The following is an 18,667-nucleotide window of genomic DNA, read 5'->3' as shown; positions in this document are numbered from 1 at the left end:
CCGTGGATCTCGATGAACACGATCAACACGGACAGTCCGGTAGCTGGAGACGTGGATCGAGCTCCGGGCTGGATCCGCCGCTTGGCCCACGCATGCTGGTTGCACCGAAGAGTTGCCATCGGCGCGCTACTCGTCACCGTCATCGCCTCTGCGATCGACATCTCGTTTCCGCTCCTGACCCGCTATGCGCTCGACGCCGCCGGCCAGGAGAACCCTGGCAAGGTGATCGGCTTCGTCGCGTTGGCGATCGCGTTGCTAGCGATCGTCCGCTTCGCGTGCCAGTACGGCCGACGGATGCTCGCCGGCCGACTCTCGCTCGACGTTCAACACGACTTGCGGCTCGCCCTCCTCGGTTCGCTGCAACGCCTCGACGGACGAGGGCAGGATCAGATCCGCACAGGCCAGGTGGTCTCCCGCTCCATCACCGATCTACAACTCGTCCAGGGTTTGCTCGCCATGGTGCCGATGTCGGCGGGTGCACTCCTGCAATTCGTACTCGCGATCGGCATCATGGCATGGCTCTCCCCGCTGCTGACTCTCGTCGCTGTCGCCGTCATCCCCGCCGTAGGACTCGTGGTGTTCCTAATGCGCCCGATGCTGTTCGCCGCAACGTGGTCCGCGCAGCAGCGGGCAGCCGACCTCGCCCAACACGTCGAGGAAACCGTCACCGGCGTTCGCGTCGTCAAGGGATTCGGGCAGGAACAACGAGCAGTCGACCAGCTCGAAAAGCACAGTCGCACGCTGTACTCCGAGCGCCTTCGCGCCGCGTGGTTGAACGCGAAATTCGCGCCAACTATGGCCGCCTTGCCCCAGCTCGGGCAGGTGGGTGTGATCGCCCTCGGTGGGTATCTCGCGCTACACGACAAAATCACTGTGGGAACGTTTCTCGCGTTCGCCACCTACATCGTCACGATGACCGGAGTCACCCGAACCCTGTCGTCGGTGATCGTCATGGCGCAGCTGGCGCGCGCCGCTGTCGAGCGTGTCTACGACGTCATCAACGCCCAGCCGGACATCGCCGATCCTGACCATCCGGTGGACCTGCCCGACGGTCCGCTCGGAGTCACCTTCGAAGACGTCGCTTTCGGGTTCGACACCGAACGCGACGTCCTGACCGGGCTGAACCTTCGCATAGAACCAGGCGAGACCGTCGCCGTCGTAGGTCCGGCTGCGTCGGGGAAGACCGCCTTGTCTTTGCTTCTCCCCCGGTTCTACGCGCCGACATCGGGTCAGGTCAGCGTCGACACCGCCGGCGAGACGTTTCCCATCGCCGAACTGCGCACCGAACAGTTGCGTGCCGCCGTCAGCCTGGTCTTCGACGAGCCTTTCCTGTTCTCCGACACCATTGCCGCCAACATCGCACTCGGCCGCGAGGACGCCTCCGGCGAGGACATCCGTGCCGCCGCGGCTTTGGCACAGGCAGACGCCTTCATCGAGGCACTCCCGGACGGGTACGACACCGTCGTCGGCGAACGCGGCCTGACGCTGTCGGGTGGACAGCGTCAGCGCATCGCGCTTGCCAGAGCCCTGCTGGTCGACCCGAGGATCCTGGTCCTCGACGACGCGACCTCCGCGGTCGACGCGGCAACCGAAGCCGCGATCTTCGACGCTTTCCGAGCCAGACGACGGCAGACCACCCTGATCCTCGCCCACCGGCGATCCACCCTGACGCTGGCCGATCGGGTCGCAGTTCTCGACGGTGGGCGGATCATCGACTCCGGAACCGTGGACGAACTGGAAGCGCGATGTCCGCTCTTCCGAGCCCTGTTCTCCTCGCCGCCGGAACTACCAGCCGAACTCGACGTAGGCGCCCCCGATGCCTTCGGTCGTGACCACCGCGAGCCGACAACCGCGCAGTTGTGGCCGCAGGCACCTGAATCCGAAGCCGACAACACAACGAATGCCTCGCAGGGTGCAGGCGGTCCGATGGCCGGAGCACTCAGCGGAATCGCTGTGACGCCGTCCTTACGGGCGGCAGTCGATGCTCTTCCACCCGCTCGCGAAGATCCCGGAGTCGCACCCGAAAGTCTGCGCGAATCGAATCCGCACTTCTCACTCCGACAGATCCTGAGGCCGGTTCGCTGGGTTCTGCTGGCAGTAGTCGCATGTCTCGCTCTGGACTCCGCCGCAGCGATCGCCTTCCCCTCCCTCGTCAGATATGCGATCGACCACGGGGTCGTGACCGCGGACAGCAACACGCTCTGGATCGCGACGGCTTTCGGCGCGCTCCTGGTCGCCGCAGACTGGGTTGTCGTCGCGGTCATGACGGTGCTCACCGCCAGGGCAGGCGAACGCGTGTTGTTCGGACTCCGCGTCCGCAGCTACGCACACCTGCAGCGGCTGGGCCTCGACTACTACGAACGAGAACTGTCCGGGCGCATCATGACGCGCATGACCACCGACGTCGACGCGCTCTCGTCGTTCATCCAGACCGGCATGTCGACGGCGATCGTGAGCGTCCTGACCGTCGGCGGAATATCGATCGCACTCCTGGCGACCGACGTGACGCTCGGTCTGGTGGCGCTGGCCGTCATCCCACCGCTCGTGGTTGCGACCGTGATCTTCCGCAAGATCTCCTCGGTGGCCTACAGCCAGTCTCGCGAGCGGATCTCGCTCGTCAATGCCGACTTCCAGGAGAACATCGCCGGTCTGCGAGCGGCCCAGGCATACCGCCGCGAGGAAGGTGCGGCGCGTAGGTTCGCAGAACGCTCCGAAAGCTACCGTCGATCGCGGATGCGGTCGCAGCGAGCCATCTCGGTCTACTTCCCGTTCATCTCGTTCCTGTCCGACCTGGCGTTGGCCGCGGTCGTGTTCGTCGGCGCGCACCAGATCGCCAACGGGTCGACGTCTCCCGGCGTGCTGATCGCGTTCGTGCTCTACCTCGGTCTGCTGTTCGGACCGATTCAGCAACTCTCACAAGTGTTCGATGGTTACCAACAGGCAAACGTCGGATTGCAGCGAATCGGCGACCTGCTGCGCACTCGAAGTTCGATCGAGACTGCCGACAGCGAGGATCTGATCGCGATCTCCGGAAGGCTCGACGGCTCCGTCCATCTCGACGGGGTCGGGTTCCGGTACTCGGGTGCGGACGTCGACGCGCTCTCCGACTTCGATCTGCAGATTCCGCCGGGCACGACGGTCGCTCTCGTCGGCCGAACCGGCGCCGGTAAGTCCACGGTGGTGAAGTTGCTCGCCCGCTTCTACGACCCGACATCCGGATCCGTCGACGTGGACGGAACCGACATCCGGAACTTCCACCTCTCGCAGTACCGACGTCGCCTCGGCGTAGTACCGCAAGAAGCGCATCTGTTCACCGGCACGGTCGCCGACAACATCGCGTACGGCAGGCCTTCGGCTTCGCATGCGGAGATCGAGGAAGCAGCGCGTTCCGTCGGCGCGCTGAATTCGATAGCCGACATGCGTGGAGGCATGAATCATCCCGTCGGCGAGCGCGGCCAGGGGCTCTCGGCGGGCCAACGCCAACTCATCGCATTGGCCCGTGCCGAACTGGTCGACCCGGACCTTCTGCTCCTCGACGAGGCGACCGCGACGCTCGATCCCGCGACCGAACGAATGGTGCTCGAAGCAAGTCGGTCGGTCACCCGGAAACGGACTTCCGTCGTCGTAGCTCACCGCCTCGCGACAGCTGCCCGAGCGGACCTCGTTGTCGTAGTTGACCGGGGACGTATCGTTGAATACGGCCCGCACGATGTTCTGCGGTATGCCGGTGGTCACTACTCGGGACTCTGGGATGCATCGCAGGCGCGTGAGGGGAATAATCTGACGTCGAGAACTGTCATCGAAGGCAACCCCGTCGCGTGACAGTCGGCACGGATTTGTACCGCCGAGAGGTAGTGCGCGATCGCAAGATCACGGACTTCCGTGAGACAGCTCACAAATTGTGTGCCGCACAATTGCTCGTCACACGCTCGGGCTAATCTCACATATATAGGCGCTCTGATCGGGTACCGAAATAGAAACGAGGCGAACACCTGCCGTGAGCAGCAGTTCTACATCCCAATTCGGACAGAACCAGTGGCTGGTTGACGAGATGTACCAACGCTTCCAGGACGATCCGTCGTCCGTGGATCCCAGTTGGCACGAATTCTTGACCGATTACTCGCCGGACTCGGCGAACACGGGAGGTGGAAACGGGACTGCCTCGAACGGCAACGCGGCTGCACCCGCCGCTGTTGTAGCTCCGCCTGCTGCTCCCAAGGCCACGCCTCCCGCCCCCAAGACCGCACCTCCTGCGCCGCCCGCCAAGGCGGCCGCACCGGCCCCCGCGAAGACGGCAGCGCCCGCCGCCAAGGCCGCCCCTTCCAAGCCCGCAGCAGCCAAGCCCGCGGCCGCTCCTGCGAAGCCCGCCCCTGCCGGTGGAGCTGAGGAAACCAAGGTTCTCCGCGGTGCCGCAGCCGCAGTCGTCAAGAACATGTCGCTCTCGCTCGAGATCCCGACAGCAACCAGCGTGCGTGCCATCCCCGCGAAGCTGATGTTCGACAACCGCATCGTCATCAACAACCACCTCGCACGTACTCGTGGCGGCAAGATCTCGTTCACCCACCTCCTGGGTTACGCGATCATCCAGGCAGTCAACGCGTTCCCCAACATGAACCGGCACTTCGCCGAAATCGACGGCAAGCCGAACGCGGTCACGCCCGAGCACACCAATCTCGGACTCGCGATCGACCTTCCCGGCAAGGACGGCAACCGCTCACTGGTAGTTGCCGCCATCCGGAACACCGAGTCGATGAACTTCGTCCAGTTCCACGCGGCATACGAGGACATCGTCCGACGCGCCCGTGAAGGCAAGCTCACCGGCGAAGACTTCACCGGCGTCACCATCTCGCTGACCAACCCGGGCGGCATCGGCACGGTTCACTCCGTTCCCCGCCTAATGAAGGGTCAGGGCGCCATCATCGGCGCCGGCGCGATGGAATACCCCGCCGAGTTCCAGGGCGCCAGCGACGAGAAGCTGGCCGAGATGGGCGTCGGCAAGTTGATGACTCTCACCTCGACCTACGATCACCGCATCATCCAGGGTGCCGAGTCGGGCGATTTCCTGCGCACGATCCACAACCTGCTGATCAGCGACGAGTTCTACGACGAGATCTTCCACGCGCTCGGCAACCCGTACGAGCCGGTGCGTTGGCGCAAGGACGTGCCGGAAGGCGCCGTCGACAAGAACACCCGTGTTCTCGAACTGATCGCTGCATACCGTGACCGCGGCCACCTCATGGCCGACACGGACCCGTTGCAGTTCGTCAAGGACAAGTTCCACAGCCACCCCGACCTCGACGTCATCAGCCACGGCCTGACGTTGTGGGATCTGGACCGCGAGTTCAAGGTCGGCGGCTTCCACGGCCAAGAGAAGATGAAGCTGCGCGACGTGTTGAGCGTGCTGCGCGACGCGTACTGCCGCCACGTCGGCGTCGAGTACACGCACATCCTCGAAACGGATCAGCGTCAGTGGATCCAGGACCGCGTCGAGGGCCATCACGCCAAGCCTTCGGTCGCTCAGCAGAAGTACATCCTGAGCAAGCTCAACGCCGCCGAGGCCTTCGAGACGTTCCTGCAGACCAAGTACGTCGGCCAGAAGCGCTTCTCGCTCGAAGGCGCCGAAGCCGTCATCCCGATGATGGACGCCGTGATCGACCAGGCCGCCGAGCACCAGCTCGACGAGGTCGTCATCGGTATGCCGCACCGTGGCCGACTCAACGTGCTGGCCAACATCGTCGGCAAGCCGTACTCCAAGATCTTCACGGAGTTCGAGGGCAACATGAACCCGGCAGCCGCTCACGGCTCCGGTGACGTGAAGTACCACTTGGGTGCCAGCGGAACGTACATCCAGATGTTCGGTGACAACGACATCGCTGTCTCACTGACCGCAAACCCGTCGCACCTCGAGGCCGTCGACCCGGTTCTCGAAGGCCTGGTTCGCGCCAAGCAGGACATCCTCGACAAGGGCGAAGAAGGCTTCACCGTCCTGCCGCTCATGCTGCACGGCGACGCTGCATTCGCCGGTCAGGGTGTTGTCGCCGAGACGCTCAACCTCTCGCTGCTGCGCGGTTACCGCACCGGCGGCACCGTGCACATCGTCGTGAACAACCAGGTCGGCTTCACCACCGCACCGGAACATTCACGTTCATCCGAGTACTGCACCGACGTCGCGAAGATGATCGCCGCACCGGTCTTCCACGTCAACGGCGACGACCCCGAGGCTTGTGTCTGGGTTGCTCAGCTGGCCGTCGACTTCCGTGAGAAGTTCGGCAAGGACGTTGTCATCGACCTCATCTGCTACCGCCGCCGCGGTCACAACGAGGGCGACGACCCGTCGATGACCCAGCCGGCCATGTACGACGTCATCGACACCAAGCGCAGCGTTCGTAAGAGCTACACCGAGTCCCTCATCGGTCGCGGTGACATCTCGCTCAAGGAAGCCGAAGACGCACTTCGCGACTACCAGGGCCAGCTCGAACGGGTCTTCAACGAGGTCCGTGAACTCGAGAAGTTCCAGCCCGAACCGTCCGAGTCCGTCGAACTCGACCAGACGCCGCCGGCCCGCCTCACGACGGCTGTCGCTCCCGAGGTTCTCGAGCGCATCGGCGACGCGTTCGTCAACGTCCCCGAGGGCTTCACCGTGCATCCGCGCGTCAAGCCGGTAGCCGAGAAGCGTCGCGAGATGGCTCGTGACGGACACGTCGACTGGGCGTTCGCCGAGTTGCTCGCGTTCGGCTCGTTGGCCGAGCAGGGTGCTTTGATCCGCCTCGCGGGTCAGGACTCCAAGCGAGGAACGTTCACGCAGCGCCACTCGGTTCTCATCGACCGCAAGACCGGCAACGAGTACAGCCCGATCGCCAAGATCGCGGCAGACGCCGAAAACGGCGGCAAGTTCATGGTCTACGACTCCGCACTCACCGAGTACGCAGGCCTGGGCTTCGAGTACGGCTACTCGGTCGGCAACCCCGACGCCCTCGTCCTGTGGGAAGCGCAGTTCGGTGACTTCGTCAACGGCGCGCAGACCATCATCGACGAGTTCATCTCTTCGGGTGAGGCCAAGTGGGGTCAGCTCTCCGACGTCGTGCTGCTCCTGCCGCACGGTCACGAGGGTCAGGGTCCGGACCACACCTCCGGCCGTATCGAGCGTTTCCTTCAGCTGTGCGCCGAAGGCTCGATGACCGTTGCGGTTCCGTCGACTCCGGCCAGCTACTTCCACCTGCTGCGTCGCCATCACCTCGACGGCATCCGCCGTCCGCTGGTGGTCTTCACGCCCAAGTCGATGCTGCGCAACAAGGCTGCAGTCAGCAACGTCGAGGACTTCACGACGGGCAAGTTCCGTTCGGTCTTCGAGGAGCCTGCATTCGAGAGCGGCGAAAGCGCCCGCGAATCGGTCAAGCGGGTTCTGCTGGTCAGCGGCAAGCTGTACTGGGAACTCCTGGCGAAGAAGCACAAGGACGAGCGCGACGACATCGCCATCGTGCGCATGGAGCAGCTGTACCCCGTGCCGAAGCGTCGCCTCAAGGAGACCCTGGACCGTTACCCGAATGCGGATCAGTTCCGTTGGGTCCAGGAAGAGCCCGCGAACCAGGGTGCGTGGCCGTTCCTCGGACTGGCACTGCCGGACCTTCTGCCGGAGACCTTGACCGGCATCAAGCGCATCTCGCGTCGTCCGATGTCCGCTCCCTCCTCGGGATCGAGCAAGGTGCACGCGGTGGAGCAGCAGGAGATCTTGGACGAGGCGTTCCTGCCGACCAACTGAACAGTGGCGTTCCTGCCGACCAACTGAACAGTGGCGTTCCTGCCGACCAACTGATCTCAGTAATTTGACCAGGGCCGGGCCCCACATTCCGCAAGGAGTGTGGGGCCCGGCCTTTTTGCAGACATGTCAATTCGATTGCAGCAGACCCAGATCCGGCCCGGCATCGAAGCCGACGGCAGCCAGTGCCAACGCAGGCAACGACTGAACGGTCAGGTCGATCAGTTCCTCGCGGGTGATGGCGGGCGCGCGGAGCCAACTGATGGTGGCTTCCTCGACAAACGCGATCCAACCGCGAACGGCCAACTCCACCTGAGGCGTTCGAGTCAGGCCGATCTTCGGGAGCTGATCGAGGGTCCTCTTCGCCATGATGTCGCGGGTCTGCTCGAACACCTCGCGCATCTGCGGATCCCCGCTGGCGGTCCCGCGGAGCAGTGAGACGTAGGTATTGCGGTTCTCGGTCACGTAGTCGACATACGACGCCAGCACCGAGCGGAGGGTGAGCATCGGATCGTCCGATTCGCTCGGCTCGGTGCGCTGAAGCATCTGCTCACTGCTGTGTCGGACGATGGCCAGATGGAACTCGCTTTTCGACGCGAAGTAGTGGAACAGAAGCCCACGAGATACTCCCGCTTGATCGGCGATGTCCTCGACGGAAATCTGTTCGAGCGGCCGTTCGGCCAGCATGCGTGCGCCGAGGTCGATCAGTTGAGCTCGGCGTTGCGCAGGGTCGAGTCGCGTTCGCTTTACTGCGTCCATGCCCAATAGACTACTGAATATTCGTCAATAAGCTATTGACCGTGACTCAACAAAGGCATATCGTTCCCTACATGAGTCTTCCAGTTACAGATACCTCAGCACCTGCCGCGGATACTCGCCACGTCGGCACACTGATCATCGGCAGTGGTTTCGCCGGTCTCGGTGCGGCGATCAAACTGGCTCAGGCCGGCATCACCGACTACGTCGTTCTCGAGCGCGGCAACGACGTCGGCGGAACCTGGCGTGACAACAGCTACCCGGGCGCCGCGTGTGACGTGCCGTCGCATTTGTACTCGTACTCTTTTGCACTCAACCCGGAGTGGACACGCTCCTTCTCCACTCAGCCCGAGATCTACAAGTACATCCAGTCGGTGGCCAACCGCCACAAGGTGCTCGACAAGCACATCTTCGGCTGCGACGTACTCTCCGCCCGTTGGGACGAGGCGTCTGCTCGGTGGCATGTCAGCACCAACAAGGGCGAATTTGTCGCAAAGATCGTGGTCTCGGCCGTCGGTGCACTGTGTGAGCCTTCACTTCCGGACATCAAGGGCATCGACGGCTTCAAGGGCGAGATCTTCCACTCCTCGCGTTGGAACCATGACGCCGATCTGACCGGCAAGCGCGTCGCCGTCATCGGAACCGGCGCCTCCGCCATCCAGATCGTGCCCGCCATCGGCAAGAAGGTCGCACATCTCGACGTGTACCAGCGCACCGCGCCGTGGATCCTGCCCCGCGCAGACCGCGAGTACACCAAGATCGAGCACCTCGCGTTCAAGTACCTCCCCGGCTTCCAGAAGCTGTGCCGTACCGGCATCTACTGGATGCGCGAGACGCAGGTCGTCGGCCTGGCCAAGGCACCGGTGTTCATGAAGCCGCTGCAGTTCGCCGCCGAGCGTCATCTGAAAGCTCAGATCAAGGACAAGGACCTCCGTAAGAAGGTCATGCCCAACTTCCAGATCGGCTGCAAGCGCATGCTGATCTCGAACAACTACTTCCCCACCCTCGCCCAGGACAATGTCGATCTGGTGACCGAAGGCATCGAGGAGGTCACCGCCAACGGGATCGTCTCCAAGACCGGCACCACGCGTGAGATCGATGCAATCGTCGTGGCGACCGGTTTCCACGTCACCGACTCCCCCACCTTCGCGGGAATCTTCGGCAAGGACGGGCGTTCGCTCGCCGAGGTCTTCGAAGAGACCGGCATGCAAGGATACAAGGGCGCGGCAGTGGCCAACTTCCCCAACATGTTCTTCCTCGTCGGACCCAACACCGGCCTCGGACATTCGTCGATGGTCTTCATGATCGAGTCGCAGATCAACTATTTGGTCGACGCGATCGCCACCATCGACAAGTACGACATCGGCACCATCGAGGTGCGCAAGGACAAGCAGGACAAGTACAACAAGGACCTGCAGGCAGCTATGTCCAAGAGCGTGTGGAACAACGGCGGTTGCGCCAGTTGGTACATGGACAAGCACGGAAACAACACCACCCTGTGGCCGGGCTTCACCTTCCAGTTCCGCAATGCCACCAAGCATTTCGACCTCGCGGCATACCGCAGCGTCGCCACGTCGGATCTCGGCGCCGTCGGCACCGCGACCACTTCACAGATCGACCTCGACGACGAGAAGGCAGTAGCACAATGAGTGATTTTGCAGGCAAGGTCGTAGTCATCACCGGAGCGGGATCGGGCATCGGTCGCGCACTCGCACTGAACCTGGCCGGCCAGGGCGCCAAGTTGGCAATCTCCGACGTGGACACCGTGGGTCTGGCCGAGACGAAGCGTCTGGTGGAGGCCATCGGCGCCGAGGTGAAGTCGGACCATCTCGACGTCACCCAGCGCGAAGCGGTTCTCGAGTACGCAGACGCGGTTGTCGCCCATTTCGGCAAGGTCAACCAGATCTACAACAACGCCGGAATCGCGTACCACGGCACCTTCGAGAAGTCCGAGTTCAAAGACTTCGAGCGCGTCATGGACGTCGACTTCTGGGGAGTTGTCAACGGCACCAAGGCATTCCTCCCCCACGTCATCGCCTCCGGCGACGGGCACATCGTCAACGTGTCGAGCCTCTTCGGTCTGCTGTCGATGCCGGGTCAGAGCGCCTACAACTCGGCTAAATTCGCCGTTCGCGGCTTCACCGAGTCGCTTCGCCAGGAAATGCTGATCGCCAAGCACCCCGTGAAGGTGACCTGTGTGCACCCGGGCGGAATCAAGACGGCCATCGCGCGCAACGCCACCGCAGGCCCGGGCGAAGATCTTGCGGTCTTCTCCGAGTTCTTCGACCGCAAGCTCGCGCGTACCACTCCGGAGGACGCCGCCAAGACGATCGTCAACGGCGTTCGCAAGAGCAAGCCGCGCGTTCTCATCGGCATGGACGCAATAGCACTCGACGCCTGGGTTCGCCTCGTAGGATCGGGCTACCAGCGCATCGTTTCGATTGTCGCCGGCCGAATGATGCCCAAGTCCAGCTGAGATTTTTCAGAGTCAGGAGCCCTGCCGGTGAGCACGTTCACCCTTCCGCTGCCCGTGGTCGCATTCTTGTTGAAGCCGTACTTCCGTCTGGCTTTCAACTCGCGACTGCCGTACCGGATTCAGCGTCTGTTGCTCGAGGCCGGGGCACCGCTACAGCAGGTTCCAGCGGGCGCCGTCGTGCGCCCGCTGGAGCTCGCCTGCCGACCGGCGGAGAAGATCACCGTCGGCGCAACCGAGCGCCCCACCGCAGTTCTGTACCTGCACGGCGGGGCGTACACACTGGGTTCGCTGGCCACCCACCGTTCTCTCGCAGCGCATCTCGCGCGTGAATCGTCCAGTGCGGTCTTCACCTTGGACTACCGTCTCGCACCGGAGAACCCGTATCCCGCCGCGCTCGACGACGCGGTCTCCGCCTTCATGCAGTTGGTGACCGAGTTCGACTATTCCGAAGACCGCGTTGCCATCGCGGGCGATTCGGCCGGTGGCGGTTTGGCCGCCGCGACCGCTCTGCGTCTGATCGAACGTCACGGTGTGACCCCGGGTGCGCTTGCACTGATCTCACCGTGGGTCGATCCCGGCGATCGGGGTGCCACCAAGAAGGCCGACCTGGTGGTCAACACGGCGTGGTCCTTCGATGCCGCCGACGCTTACCTTGCCGGCGGCGATCGCACAGATCCGGGCTACGCACCGATGCACGGCAAGCTCGACGGGTTGCCGCCCACCAGGATTCACGTCGGTTCCGAAGAAGTTCTCTATCCGCAGATCATGACGTTCACCGACAAGCTCTCCGCTGCCGGCGTCGATGTGTCCCTGGTCGAGTACGCAAGACTGTGGCACGTGGCCCACGCACAGGCGTCACTGGTCAAGGAAGCAGCAGACGCCGTCACCGATCTGGGCCGCTTCATCGCATCGAAACTGATTCGTGCCAAGGATGATTCGAGTTCAGCGGTGGGATCGAACAGTCACTGACGGGTCCCACTCCGTTGCTGTTACTGACGGGTGCCCCACTCCGTCCATGTCACTGACGGGTGTCCCACCAGGTGCGGGCGACGTCCGAGGCTGATGCCTTGCCGGTCCGCACCTGATCGATCATCGCAGCGAGGTCGGTGGTGGACAGTTCACCGGCCACGACGCTGAGCGCCCTGATCGCCGAGTCTCCGAGTGCGCCCGTCCGAAAGAGCGGAACGACATTCTGTGCGGCCAGAACGTGATTCGAATCAGCGAGCACCGTGACGGCATCGGACTGCGCCAGCGCTGACAGCGTCGTGGTTCCGAATACTTGCGCACCGCGCACGTCCGCCGATGTTGTCTGATCGATGCCGGCGAAGACACACTCGGCGCCCTCCGCCAACTGCTCCACCGCCCCGTCCTCGACGAATCTCGCAGAGACGAGCGGCGTCGCCGCGGCGCACGAAGGGGCAAAGGCTTCGATTGTCTTCGCTCCCAACGACTGTGCGTATGCGGTGTCGAGCGCAACGACCGCGCGGTCTTCGGCCATCGCGTAGTCGGAGACCGAAAGGCCCTCAGGCAGAGAGCGACTCAAGGCTTCGAAGACGTCGTCCGCCTTGCGAGCCGGGGCGGACGGGTCGTAATGATCGAGTAGCGCGCCGGTGAACTCGGGCACCAACGTGACCCTCGCAGCGTCCAGAGCCTCGAGGGATTGGTTCCTGCCCCCTCCCAGCGATTCGACGCGAGCCGACAGGCCGGAGGAGGAGAGCACTGTCGAATACACCTCGGCCAACACCGAACTCTCCACCGATGCGTCAGCGGCCACCACGATCTGGTCACGAGACTCCGCTTCGGCGCCCTCTACCACCGAATCACCGTTTGCGCATCCGCTGAGAATCGGCAGGACCATCAGTGCTGCAACAACAGTCGAATACTTCGTGCGCGTGCTCATCACCGAAATCCTCACATCCAATCCCATGGATCGAAAACCGTGCCATGTCGGTACCTATCGTTACACTTGTCGGGCGATGCGCGGTAACCAGTCCTGACGCAGCCACTCGGTGGCGGCGCCGTCGAAGCCACTCGGGTGGCTTCGCCACAAGGGGATGGTTACCGACGCCCGAAACACGGGACGCCCGAAAAACCGGAAGGACGCTCATGCGCACCTCACGATTTCGTTCCAACCGTTGGCTCGTAGCCGCGGCAACTGTCGTCTCTCTCACTGCGCTCACAGCGTGCGGTAGCAGCGACGGTGACTCCAACAGCGATCCCAACTCGGTCGTCGTCGGCTCCGCCAACTTCACCGAATCCGAGACGATCGCCAACATCTACGCCGAAGCACTGCGTGTCAACGGGTTCGATGTGTCCACGTCGTTCAACGTCGGCAGCCGTGAGGCGTACATTCCGGCGCTCAAGGACGGGTCCATCAGCGTCATTCCGGATTACACGGGAAACCTCCTGCAGTACTTGGATCCCGACAGCACAGCCACCAGCTCCGCTGACGTCCTCGCTGCCCTTCCCGCAGCTCTCGGGTCGGAATTGGCGATTGCGACACCCGCGTCCGCCGAGGACAAGGACGCCGTCGTCGTCACCAAGGAAACCGCGGACAAGTGGAACCTGAAGACGATCGCCGATCTGGCTCCGCATTCCGCCGAGGTCAAGTTCGGTGCTCCGGCCGAGTTCCAGGAACGTCCAGCCGGATTGCCCGGTTTGAAGTCCAACTACGGCCTCGACATCTCGGCTGCCAACTTCGTCCCGATCGCCGACGGCGGTGGACCGGCAACCGTGAAGGCTCTCTCGTCCGGTGACATCACCGCGGCAAACATCTTCACGACGTCGGCCTCCATCCCGGAAAACAACTTCGTGGTTCTCGAAGACCCGAAGAACAATTTCCCGGCTCAGAACGTGGTGCCGGTGCTGCGTGCCTCGAAGTCTTCCGACAAGTTGAAGACGGTCCTCGATGCGGTGTCCGCCAAGCTCACCACCGAAGAATTGTTGGCACTCAACGTCCAGGTGTCCGGTGACACCAAGACGGAGCCGGCAGCGGCGGCCAAGGCGTGGGTGACGGCGCAGGGCCTCGACAAGCCGGTCTCGTAGTCACGTGATCACCTTCGAGGGTGTCACCAAGCAGTATCCGGACGGCACCACCGCCGTCGACCGTCTCGATCTCACCATCGAGGCCGAGTCGTTCACGGTGTTCGTGGGGCCGTCCGGGTGCGGCAAGACGACGTCGATGCGCATGATCAACCGGATGATCACACCGACGTCGGGCAAGATCTTCGTCGACGGTCGTGACATCGCCCAGACCGACGCGGTGAAACTGCGCCTCGGCATCGGGTATGTCATTCAGAATGCCGGCCTGCTTCCCCACCGCACCGTGATCGACAACGTCGCAACGGTTCCGGTGCTACGCGGTGAGTCCCGCCGCGCCGCACGTAAAGCCGCGTTGGGTGTGCTCGAACGAGTCGGACTGGACATTTCACTTGCCACTCGCTATCCCGGGCAACTCTCGGGTGGGCAGCAGCAACGTGTGGGAGTTGCCCGCGCTTTGGCAGCCGATCCGCCGATCCTGTTGATGGACGAGCCCTTCAGTGCCGTCGATCCTGTGGTGCGTGAGGATTTGCAGACCGAAATGCTCCGTCTGCAAAGCGAACTGAAGAAGACGATCGTCTTTGTCACCCACGACATCGACGAAGCAGTCAAACTCGGCGATCATATTGCCGTCTTCGGTCCCGGTGGGCGTCTTCAGCAGGTGGCGGCGCCTCGCGACGTGTTGGCCGCTCCGGCAACAGATTTTGTCGCCGGATTCGTCGGACGCGATCGCGGCTATCGGGGATTGTCGTTCCGCGCTGCCGACGAGGTTCCTCTTCACCCGGTCCGTACGGCCGTCGAGAACGAATTGAAGGCTCTGCGTCTCGAATTGGGCGAATGGGTTCTCGTGGTCACGGACAGCGGAAGCCCCCAGGGATGGATCGACGTGACCGGCGTCGAAGGTCTGCGCTCGGGACGCACCCTTGCTCAGTCGACGTCGGCCGGTGGTTCGCTGTTCTCCCCCGGCGGCGATCTCCGTCAAGCACTCGACGCGGCAATCTCGTCGCCTTCCGGTATCGGCGTTGCGGTCGACGGCGAGGGTTCGGTCATCGGCGGGATCCTCGGTTCCGAAGTCGTTGCGAAATTGGCAGATCAGCGTCGACGCGAGGACGAGGAACGCAACCAAGTCGCCTTCACCGAGGGATTCGGGGCGTAGCGGCATGCGCTGGCTCATCGACAATTTCTCGACGGTTGTGGACTACTCGAAGACCCATCTGTATCTGGCGCTGCTGCCCTTGCTGATCGGTCTCCTGATTGCCGTGCCGGTAGGAACAGCGATCCGCAACGTCCGGTGGCTGCGCCGAATCACGTTGACCCTGGCGAGTATCGCGTTCACGATTCCGTCGCTCGCGCTGTTCGTGACAATCCCCCAGTTGTTCGGTCTCAAGACCCTTGATCCGCTCAACGTGGTGATCGCACTCAGCGTGTACGCGACGGCACTGCTCATCCGGGCTGTGCCCGAAGCACTCGACTCGGTGCCGGACAACGTCATCGACGCCTCCACCGCCGTCGGGTTCACACCGCTACGACGCGCCCTGACGGTCGAGTTGCCGTTGGCGCTGCCGGTGATGATCGCGAACATCAGAGTTATTGCCGTTACCAACATTTCGCTGGTTTCGGTCGGATCACTGATCGGAATCGGCGGTCTGGGAGTGCTGTTCAAACAGGGCTACGACCGTGACTACCCGGATCAGATCGTTGCCGGCATCATCGCGATCGTCGTGCTGGCACTGGCGCTCGATCTGATCCTGTATCTGATCGGCCGATTCCTGACCCCGTGGACCAGGACGTCGCGCTCGTCGAAGGTTCCGGCCGTCCTGTCAGCCGAGGGGGAACCCGTATGAGCATCTTCACCGGAGCCTGGGACTTCATCGTCGATCCCGGAAACTGGAGCGGCGACACCGGTATCGGCACCCGCATTCTCCAGCACCTGTGGTACAGCGTTCTGGCCGTGGCACTTTCGGCCGTGATCGCGGTACCGATCGGATTGCTCATCGGGCATCTGCGCCGCGGTGAGATCGTGGTCGTCAGTCTGGTCAACGCACTGCGGTCACTGCCCACACTCGGCCTGCTGACCTTCCTCGTTCTGCTCATGGGACTCGGAGTCATGCCGCCGATTCTCGCGCTCGTGATCCTCGGCATTCCTCCGCTCCTCGCCGGCACGTACGCCGGAATCGCCAGCGTCGACCGTGGCGTCGTCGAGGCCGCGCGAGCGATGGGCATGACCGAGCTCCAGGTGCTCTTCCGAGTCGAGATTCCCAACGCGCTCCCGCTGATTCTCGGCGGACTGCGTAACGCGACGCTGCAGGTGATAGCCACAGCGACCGTCGCCGCCTACGTCAACCTCGGCGGCCTCGGCCGGTACATCTTCGACGGTCTCGCGCTCTACAAGTACGACCGCGTGGTCGTCGGCGCAATCCTGGTCGCGGTGGTGGCTCTTGTCGTCGACGGATTACTGGCACTGGTGGTCTGGGCTTCTGTTCCCGGTACCGGCAGGCTGCGTCGAACACCTGACCTCGCCCGTCTGTAGCTCGGATACCCACGAAAAAGCCCCGATCGGAACCTTGTGTGCGGGTTCCGATCGGGGCTTTCGTAGTCCCTCTTAGCTGGTCACGCCCTCAGCATGCGCTGCGGCCGCGACGGCTTCCGCTACTGCGGGTGCCACGCGAGGGTCGAGTGGGCTGGGGACGATTTTGTCCGCTGCTAACTCGTCGCCGACCACCGACAGGATTGCCTCGGCGGCAGCGAGCTTCATACCTTCGGTGATGCGACGGGCGCCGGCGTCGAGCGCGCCCTTGAAGACACCGGGGAAGGCGAGAACGTTGTTGATCTGGTTCGGGAAATCGCTACGGCCCGTCGCCACGATCGCCGCGTACTTCGACGCGGTTTCGGGGTGAATCTCCGGGTCCGGGTTGGAGAGTGCGAATACGATCGACTCGGGAGCCATCGAAGCGATGAGCTCCTCGGGGATCTTGCCCGCCGAGACACCGAGGAAGACGTCGGCACCTTCGAGCGCCTCGATGGCACCACCGTGCAGGTCGCGCGGATTGGTGCGGGCCGCGAGTTCTGCCTTCACCTCGTTGAGGTCACTGCGCTCACCCGAGATGATGCCCTTCGAGTCCAGCACGATGACGTCGGCGATTCCCGCGGCGAGCAGGATGTTCGCGCAGGCAACACCAGCAGCACCGGCGCCGGAGATGACGACCTTGAGTGCGGTGATGTCGCGGCTCTGGACCTTCACTGCGCCCTTGAGCGCCGCGAGGACCACGATCGCGGTTCCGTGCTGATCGTCGTGCATGACAGGGCAGTCGAGAGCTTCGATGACGCGCTTCTCGATCTCGAAGCAACGCGGCGCCGAGATGTCCTCGAGGTTGACCGCGCCGAAGCTCGGACGCAAACGGATGAGCGTCTCGACGATCTCGTCGGGATCCTTGGTGTCGAGAACCAGCGGAATGGAGTTCAGTCCGGCGAAGTTCTTGAACAGTGCCGATTTGCCCTCCATGACGGGCAGCGACGCGCGGGGGCCGATGTCGCCGAGTCCGAGAACCGCGGTGCCGTCACTGACCACGACGACAAGTCGGTTGGTCCAGGTGTATCGATCGGCGAGGGTTTCGTCTGCAGCGATGGCGCGGCTCACCTGAGCAACACCCGGTGTGTAGGCGATCGAGAGGGCGCGCTGCGTATCGAGCGGCGCGGTGGTCTCGACCGAGAGCTTGCCACCGACGTGAGCGGCAAAGATTTCTTCGTCGGTCAGCTCGACCTTGGGTACGTTGATGGCTTCAGTCACGAGGGACACGATGACACTCCTGATTAGTCCAGCCTCATTCGGGGCTGGGTTACTGGGAAGTAATCCTTCGGACCGGTGCAAAATCACGTTCACAACGGTCAGAGATCATTTCTTCCGCGAACGACTACTGAGAAGAAGAGCATTCGGCGTGCGCGAAAAAGTGGGCCGCAATACATCCGAAGCGTCATGGTGTGGGGCGGGTGAGCCCTGGCGTATCCATGCAATCTAGGTTCCGGGAGAGATTCTGACGAAACCTGCACTTCGGGGCCGGGCTGTGGCGCCGCCTCGAAGTAACTCCAGTTTGCCACCACAGTCGGATCACAATCAAATCCTCCAAGCGGTCGGATTCCTCACCAGACTCGAAACCGAGCCGTCATCCCCGCCGTGTCATCCCCACCGTGTCATCCCCACGGTGTCATCCCCACCCAGTCATCCCCACCGTGTCATCCCCGCCGTGTCATCCCCACCACTGCGTCACCAACAACAGCCCCGCCACCACGAGCACGACCACCGATCCGGCAACCGCCGCGATACCCCGCCTACGGTCACACCAGATCTGCGCGGCAAGAGCAACCACCGAGGCCGCAATGTGCGCGGTGATCGATGTCGTTCCCGGCCCCGGGAATCCGCGGTTTCCGCCAAGATATGCCGAGCCGATGATCACGAGCGTCAAAACCACGATCCCGGCCGCCACGGTGCCGCTCAGGGCACGTAGAGCGCGGACCAGCAGCCATTGACGATTGTCGGCGGGATAATGGCTGTAGTCGTCTTCGTACTGATAGTCCTGATAATTCTGGTACTGGTATTCGTCCTCGTACCTGTCGTTCCGGTCGTACCGGTCGTCGTATGTCAT

General features: G+C 63.2%; 13 protein-coding genes. 9 read left to right on the top strand and 4 right to left on the bottom strand.

The annotated features are described in order from the left end of the window. Nucleotides 1-12: 12 nt before the first annotated feature. Together ACFQ6Y_RS12705 and ACFQ6Y_RS12700 are read left to right on the top strand one after the other, a co-directional pair. Nucleotides 13-3,822, top strand: coding sequence for an ABC transporter ATP-binding protein (locus ACFQ6Y_RS12705; protein WP_378632693.1), 3,810 nt, complete (start codon nucleotides 13-15; stop codon nucleotides 3,820-3,822). A gap of 175 nt (nucleotides 3,823-3,997) precedes the next feature. Further along, complete coding sequence (locus ACFQ6Y_RS12700) at nucleotides 3,998-7,759, top strand: multifunctional oxoglutarate decarboxylase/oxoglutarate dehydrogenase thiamine pyrophosphate-binding subunit/dihydrolipoyllysine-residue succinyltransferase subunit (protein WP_378549589.1); 3,762 nt, start codon at nucleotides 3,998-4,000, stop codon at nucleotides 7,757-7,759. A gap of 126 nt (nucleotides 7,760-7,885) precedes the next feature. On the opposite strand, the gene ACFQ6Y_RS12695 is transcribed toward ACFQ6Y_RS12700, so the two are convergent. Beyond that, a complete protein-coding gene (locus ACFQ6Y_RS12695) occupies nucleotides 7,886-8,515 on the bottom strand; it encodes a TetR/AcrR family transcriptional regulator (protein WP_007736130.1) in 630 nt (209 codons plus the stop codon). Between the two features lie 71 nt (nucleotides 8,516-8,586). Between ACFQ6Y_RS12695 and ACFQ6Y_RS12690 the strand changes: the two genes are divergently transcribed. Genes ACFQ6Y_RS12690 through ACFQ6Y_RS12680 form a run of 3 tightly spaced genes read left to right on the top strand, consistent with a single transcriptional unit; the run spans nucleotide 8,587 to nucleotide 11,957 of the window. Beyond that, nucleotides 8,587-10,161 carry a flavin-containing monooxygenase gene (locus tag ACFQ6Y_RS12690; RefSeq protein WP_378549592.1) on the top strand — a complete coding sequence of 525 codons (1,575 nt, stop codon included), beginning with the start codon at nucleotides 8,587-8,589 and terminating at the stop codon, nucleotides 10,159-10,161. Then, the gene (locus tag ACFQ6Y_RS12685) at nucleotides 10,158-10,988 is read left to right on the top strand and encodes an SDR family oxidoreductase (RefSeq protein ID WP_230817421.1); all 831 of its coding nucleotides are present in this window, start codon (nucleotides 10,158-10,160) and stop codon (nucleotides 10,986-10,988) included. Before ACFQ6Y_RS12690 ends, ACFQ6Y_RS12685 begins: the two co-directional genes overlap by 4 nt. Nucleotides 10,989-11,015: 27 nt before the next feature. Then, the gene (locus ACFQ6Y_RS12680) at nucleotides 11,016-11,957 is read left to right on the top strand and encodes an alpha/beta hydrolase fold domain-containing protein (RefSeq protein ID WP_378632675.1); all 942 of its coding nucleotides are present in this window, start codon (nucleotides 11,016-11,018) and stop codon (nucleotides 11,955-11,957) included. Nucleotides 11,958-12,006: 49 nt separating this feature from the next. On the opposite strand, the gene ACFQ6Y_RS12675 is transcribed toward ACFQ6Y_RS12680, so the two are convergent. Further along, a complete protein-coding gene (locus ACFQ6Y_RS12675; protein WP_378632670.1) occupies nucleotides 12,007-12,888 on the bottom strand; it encodes an ABC transporter substrate-binding protein in 882 nt (293 codons plus the stop codon). Between the two features lie 206 nt (nucleotides 12,889-13,094). On the opposite strand from ACFQ6Y_RS12675, the gene ACFQ6Y_RS12670 reads away from it, so the two are divergent. Genes ACFQ6Y_RS12670 through ACFQ6Y_RS12655 form a run of 4 tightly spaced genes read left to right on the top strand, consistent with a single transcriptional unit; the run spans nucleotide 13,095 to nucleotide 16,557 of the window. After that, entirely contained in the window at nucleotides 13,095-14,033 is a 939-nt protein-coding gene (locus tag ACFQ6Y_RS12670) for an ABC transporter substrate-binding protein (protein WP_317555195.1), read from the top strand. Nucleotides 14,034-14,037: 4 nt separating this feature from the next. Beyond that, nucleotides 14,038-15,183 carry an ABC transporter ATP-binding protein gene (locus tag ACFQ6Y_RS12665; RefSeq protein ID WP_378632665.1) on the top strand — a complete coding sequence of 382 codons (1,146 nt, stop codon included), beginning with the start codon at nucleotides 14,038-14,040 and terminating at the stop codon, nucleotides 15,181-15,183. A 4-nt stretch (nucleotides 15,184-15,187) separates the two neighbouring features. Beyond that, nucleotides 15,188-15,871, top strand: coding sequence for an ABC transporter permease (locus ACFQ6Y_RS12660; RefSeq protein WP_378449059.1), 684 nt, complete (start codon nucleotides 15,188-15,190; stop codon nucleotides 15,869-15,871). Next, nucleotides 15,868-16,557, top strand: coding sequence for an ABC transporter permease (locus tag ACFQ6Y_RS12655; protein ID WP_095972891.1), 690 nt, complete (start codon nucleotides 15,868-15,870; stop codon nucleotides 16,555-16,557). The genes ACFQ6Y_RS12660 and ACFQ6Y_RS12655 overlap by 4 nt, the downstream gene beginning before the upstream one ends. 72 nt (nucleotides 16,558-16,629) lie before the next feature. Here ACFQ6Y_RS12655 and ACFQ6Y_RS12650 read toward each other — a convergent pair whose 3' ends face one another. Both ACFQ6Y_RS12650 and ACFQ6Y_RS12645 read right to left on the bottom strand, forming a co-directional pair. Beyond that, the gene (locus tag ACFQ6Y_RS12650; RefSeq protein ID WP_230817414.1) at nucleotides 16,630-17,823 is read right to left on the bottom strand and encodes an NADP-dependent malic enzyme; all 1,194 of its coding nucleotides are present in this window, start codon (nucleotides 17,821-17,823) and stop codon (nucleotides 16,630-16,632) included. A gap of 448 nt (nucleotides 17,824-18,271) precedes the next feature. After that, a complete protein-coding gene (locus tag ACFQ6Y_RS12645; RefSeq protein ID WP_378632661.1) occupies nucleotides 18,272-18,667 on the bottom strand; it encodes a hypothetical protein in 396 nt (131 codons plus the stop codon).

The sequence above is a fragment of the Rhodococcus sp. NPDC056516 genome (genome assembly GCF_042794655.1).
In the GTDB taxonomy this organism is placed as follows: Bacteria; Actinomycetota; Actinomycetes; order Mycobacteriales; family Mycobacteriaceae; genus Rhodococcus_F.
Note: the sequence above shows the minus strand (reverse complement) of the source record. Positions and strands in the feature narration are given on the sequence as shown.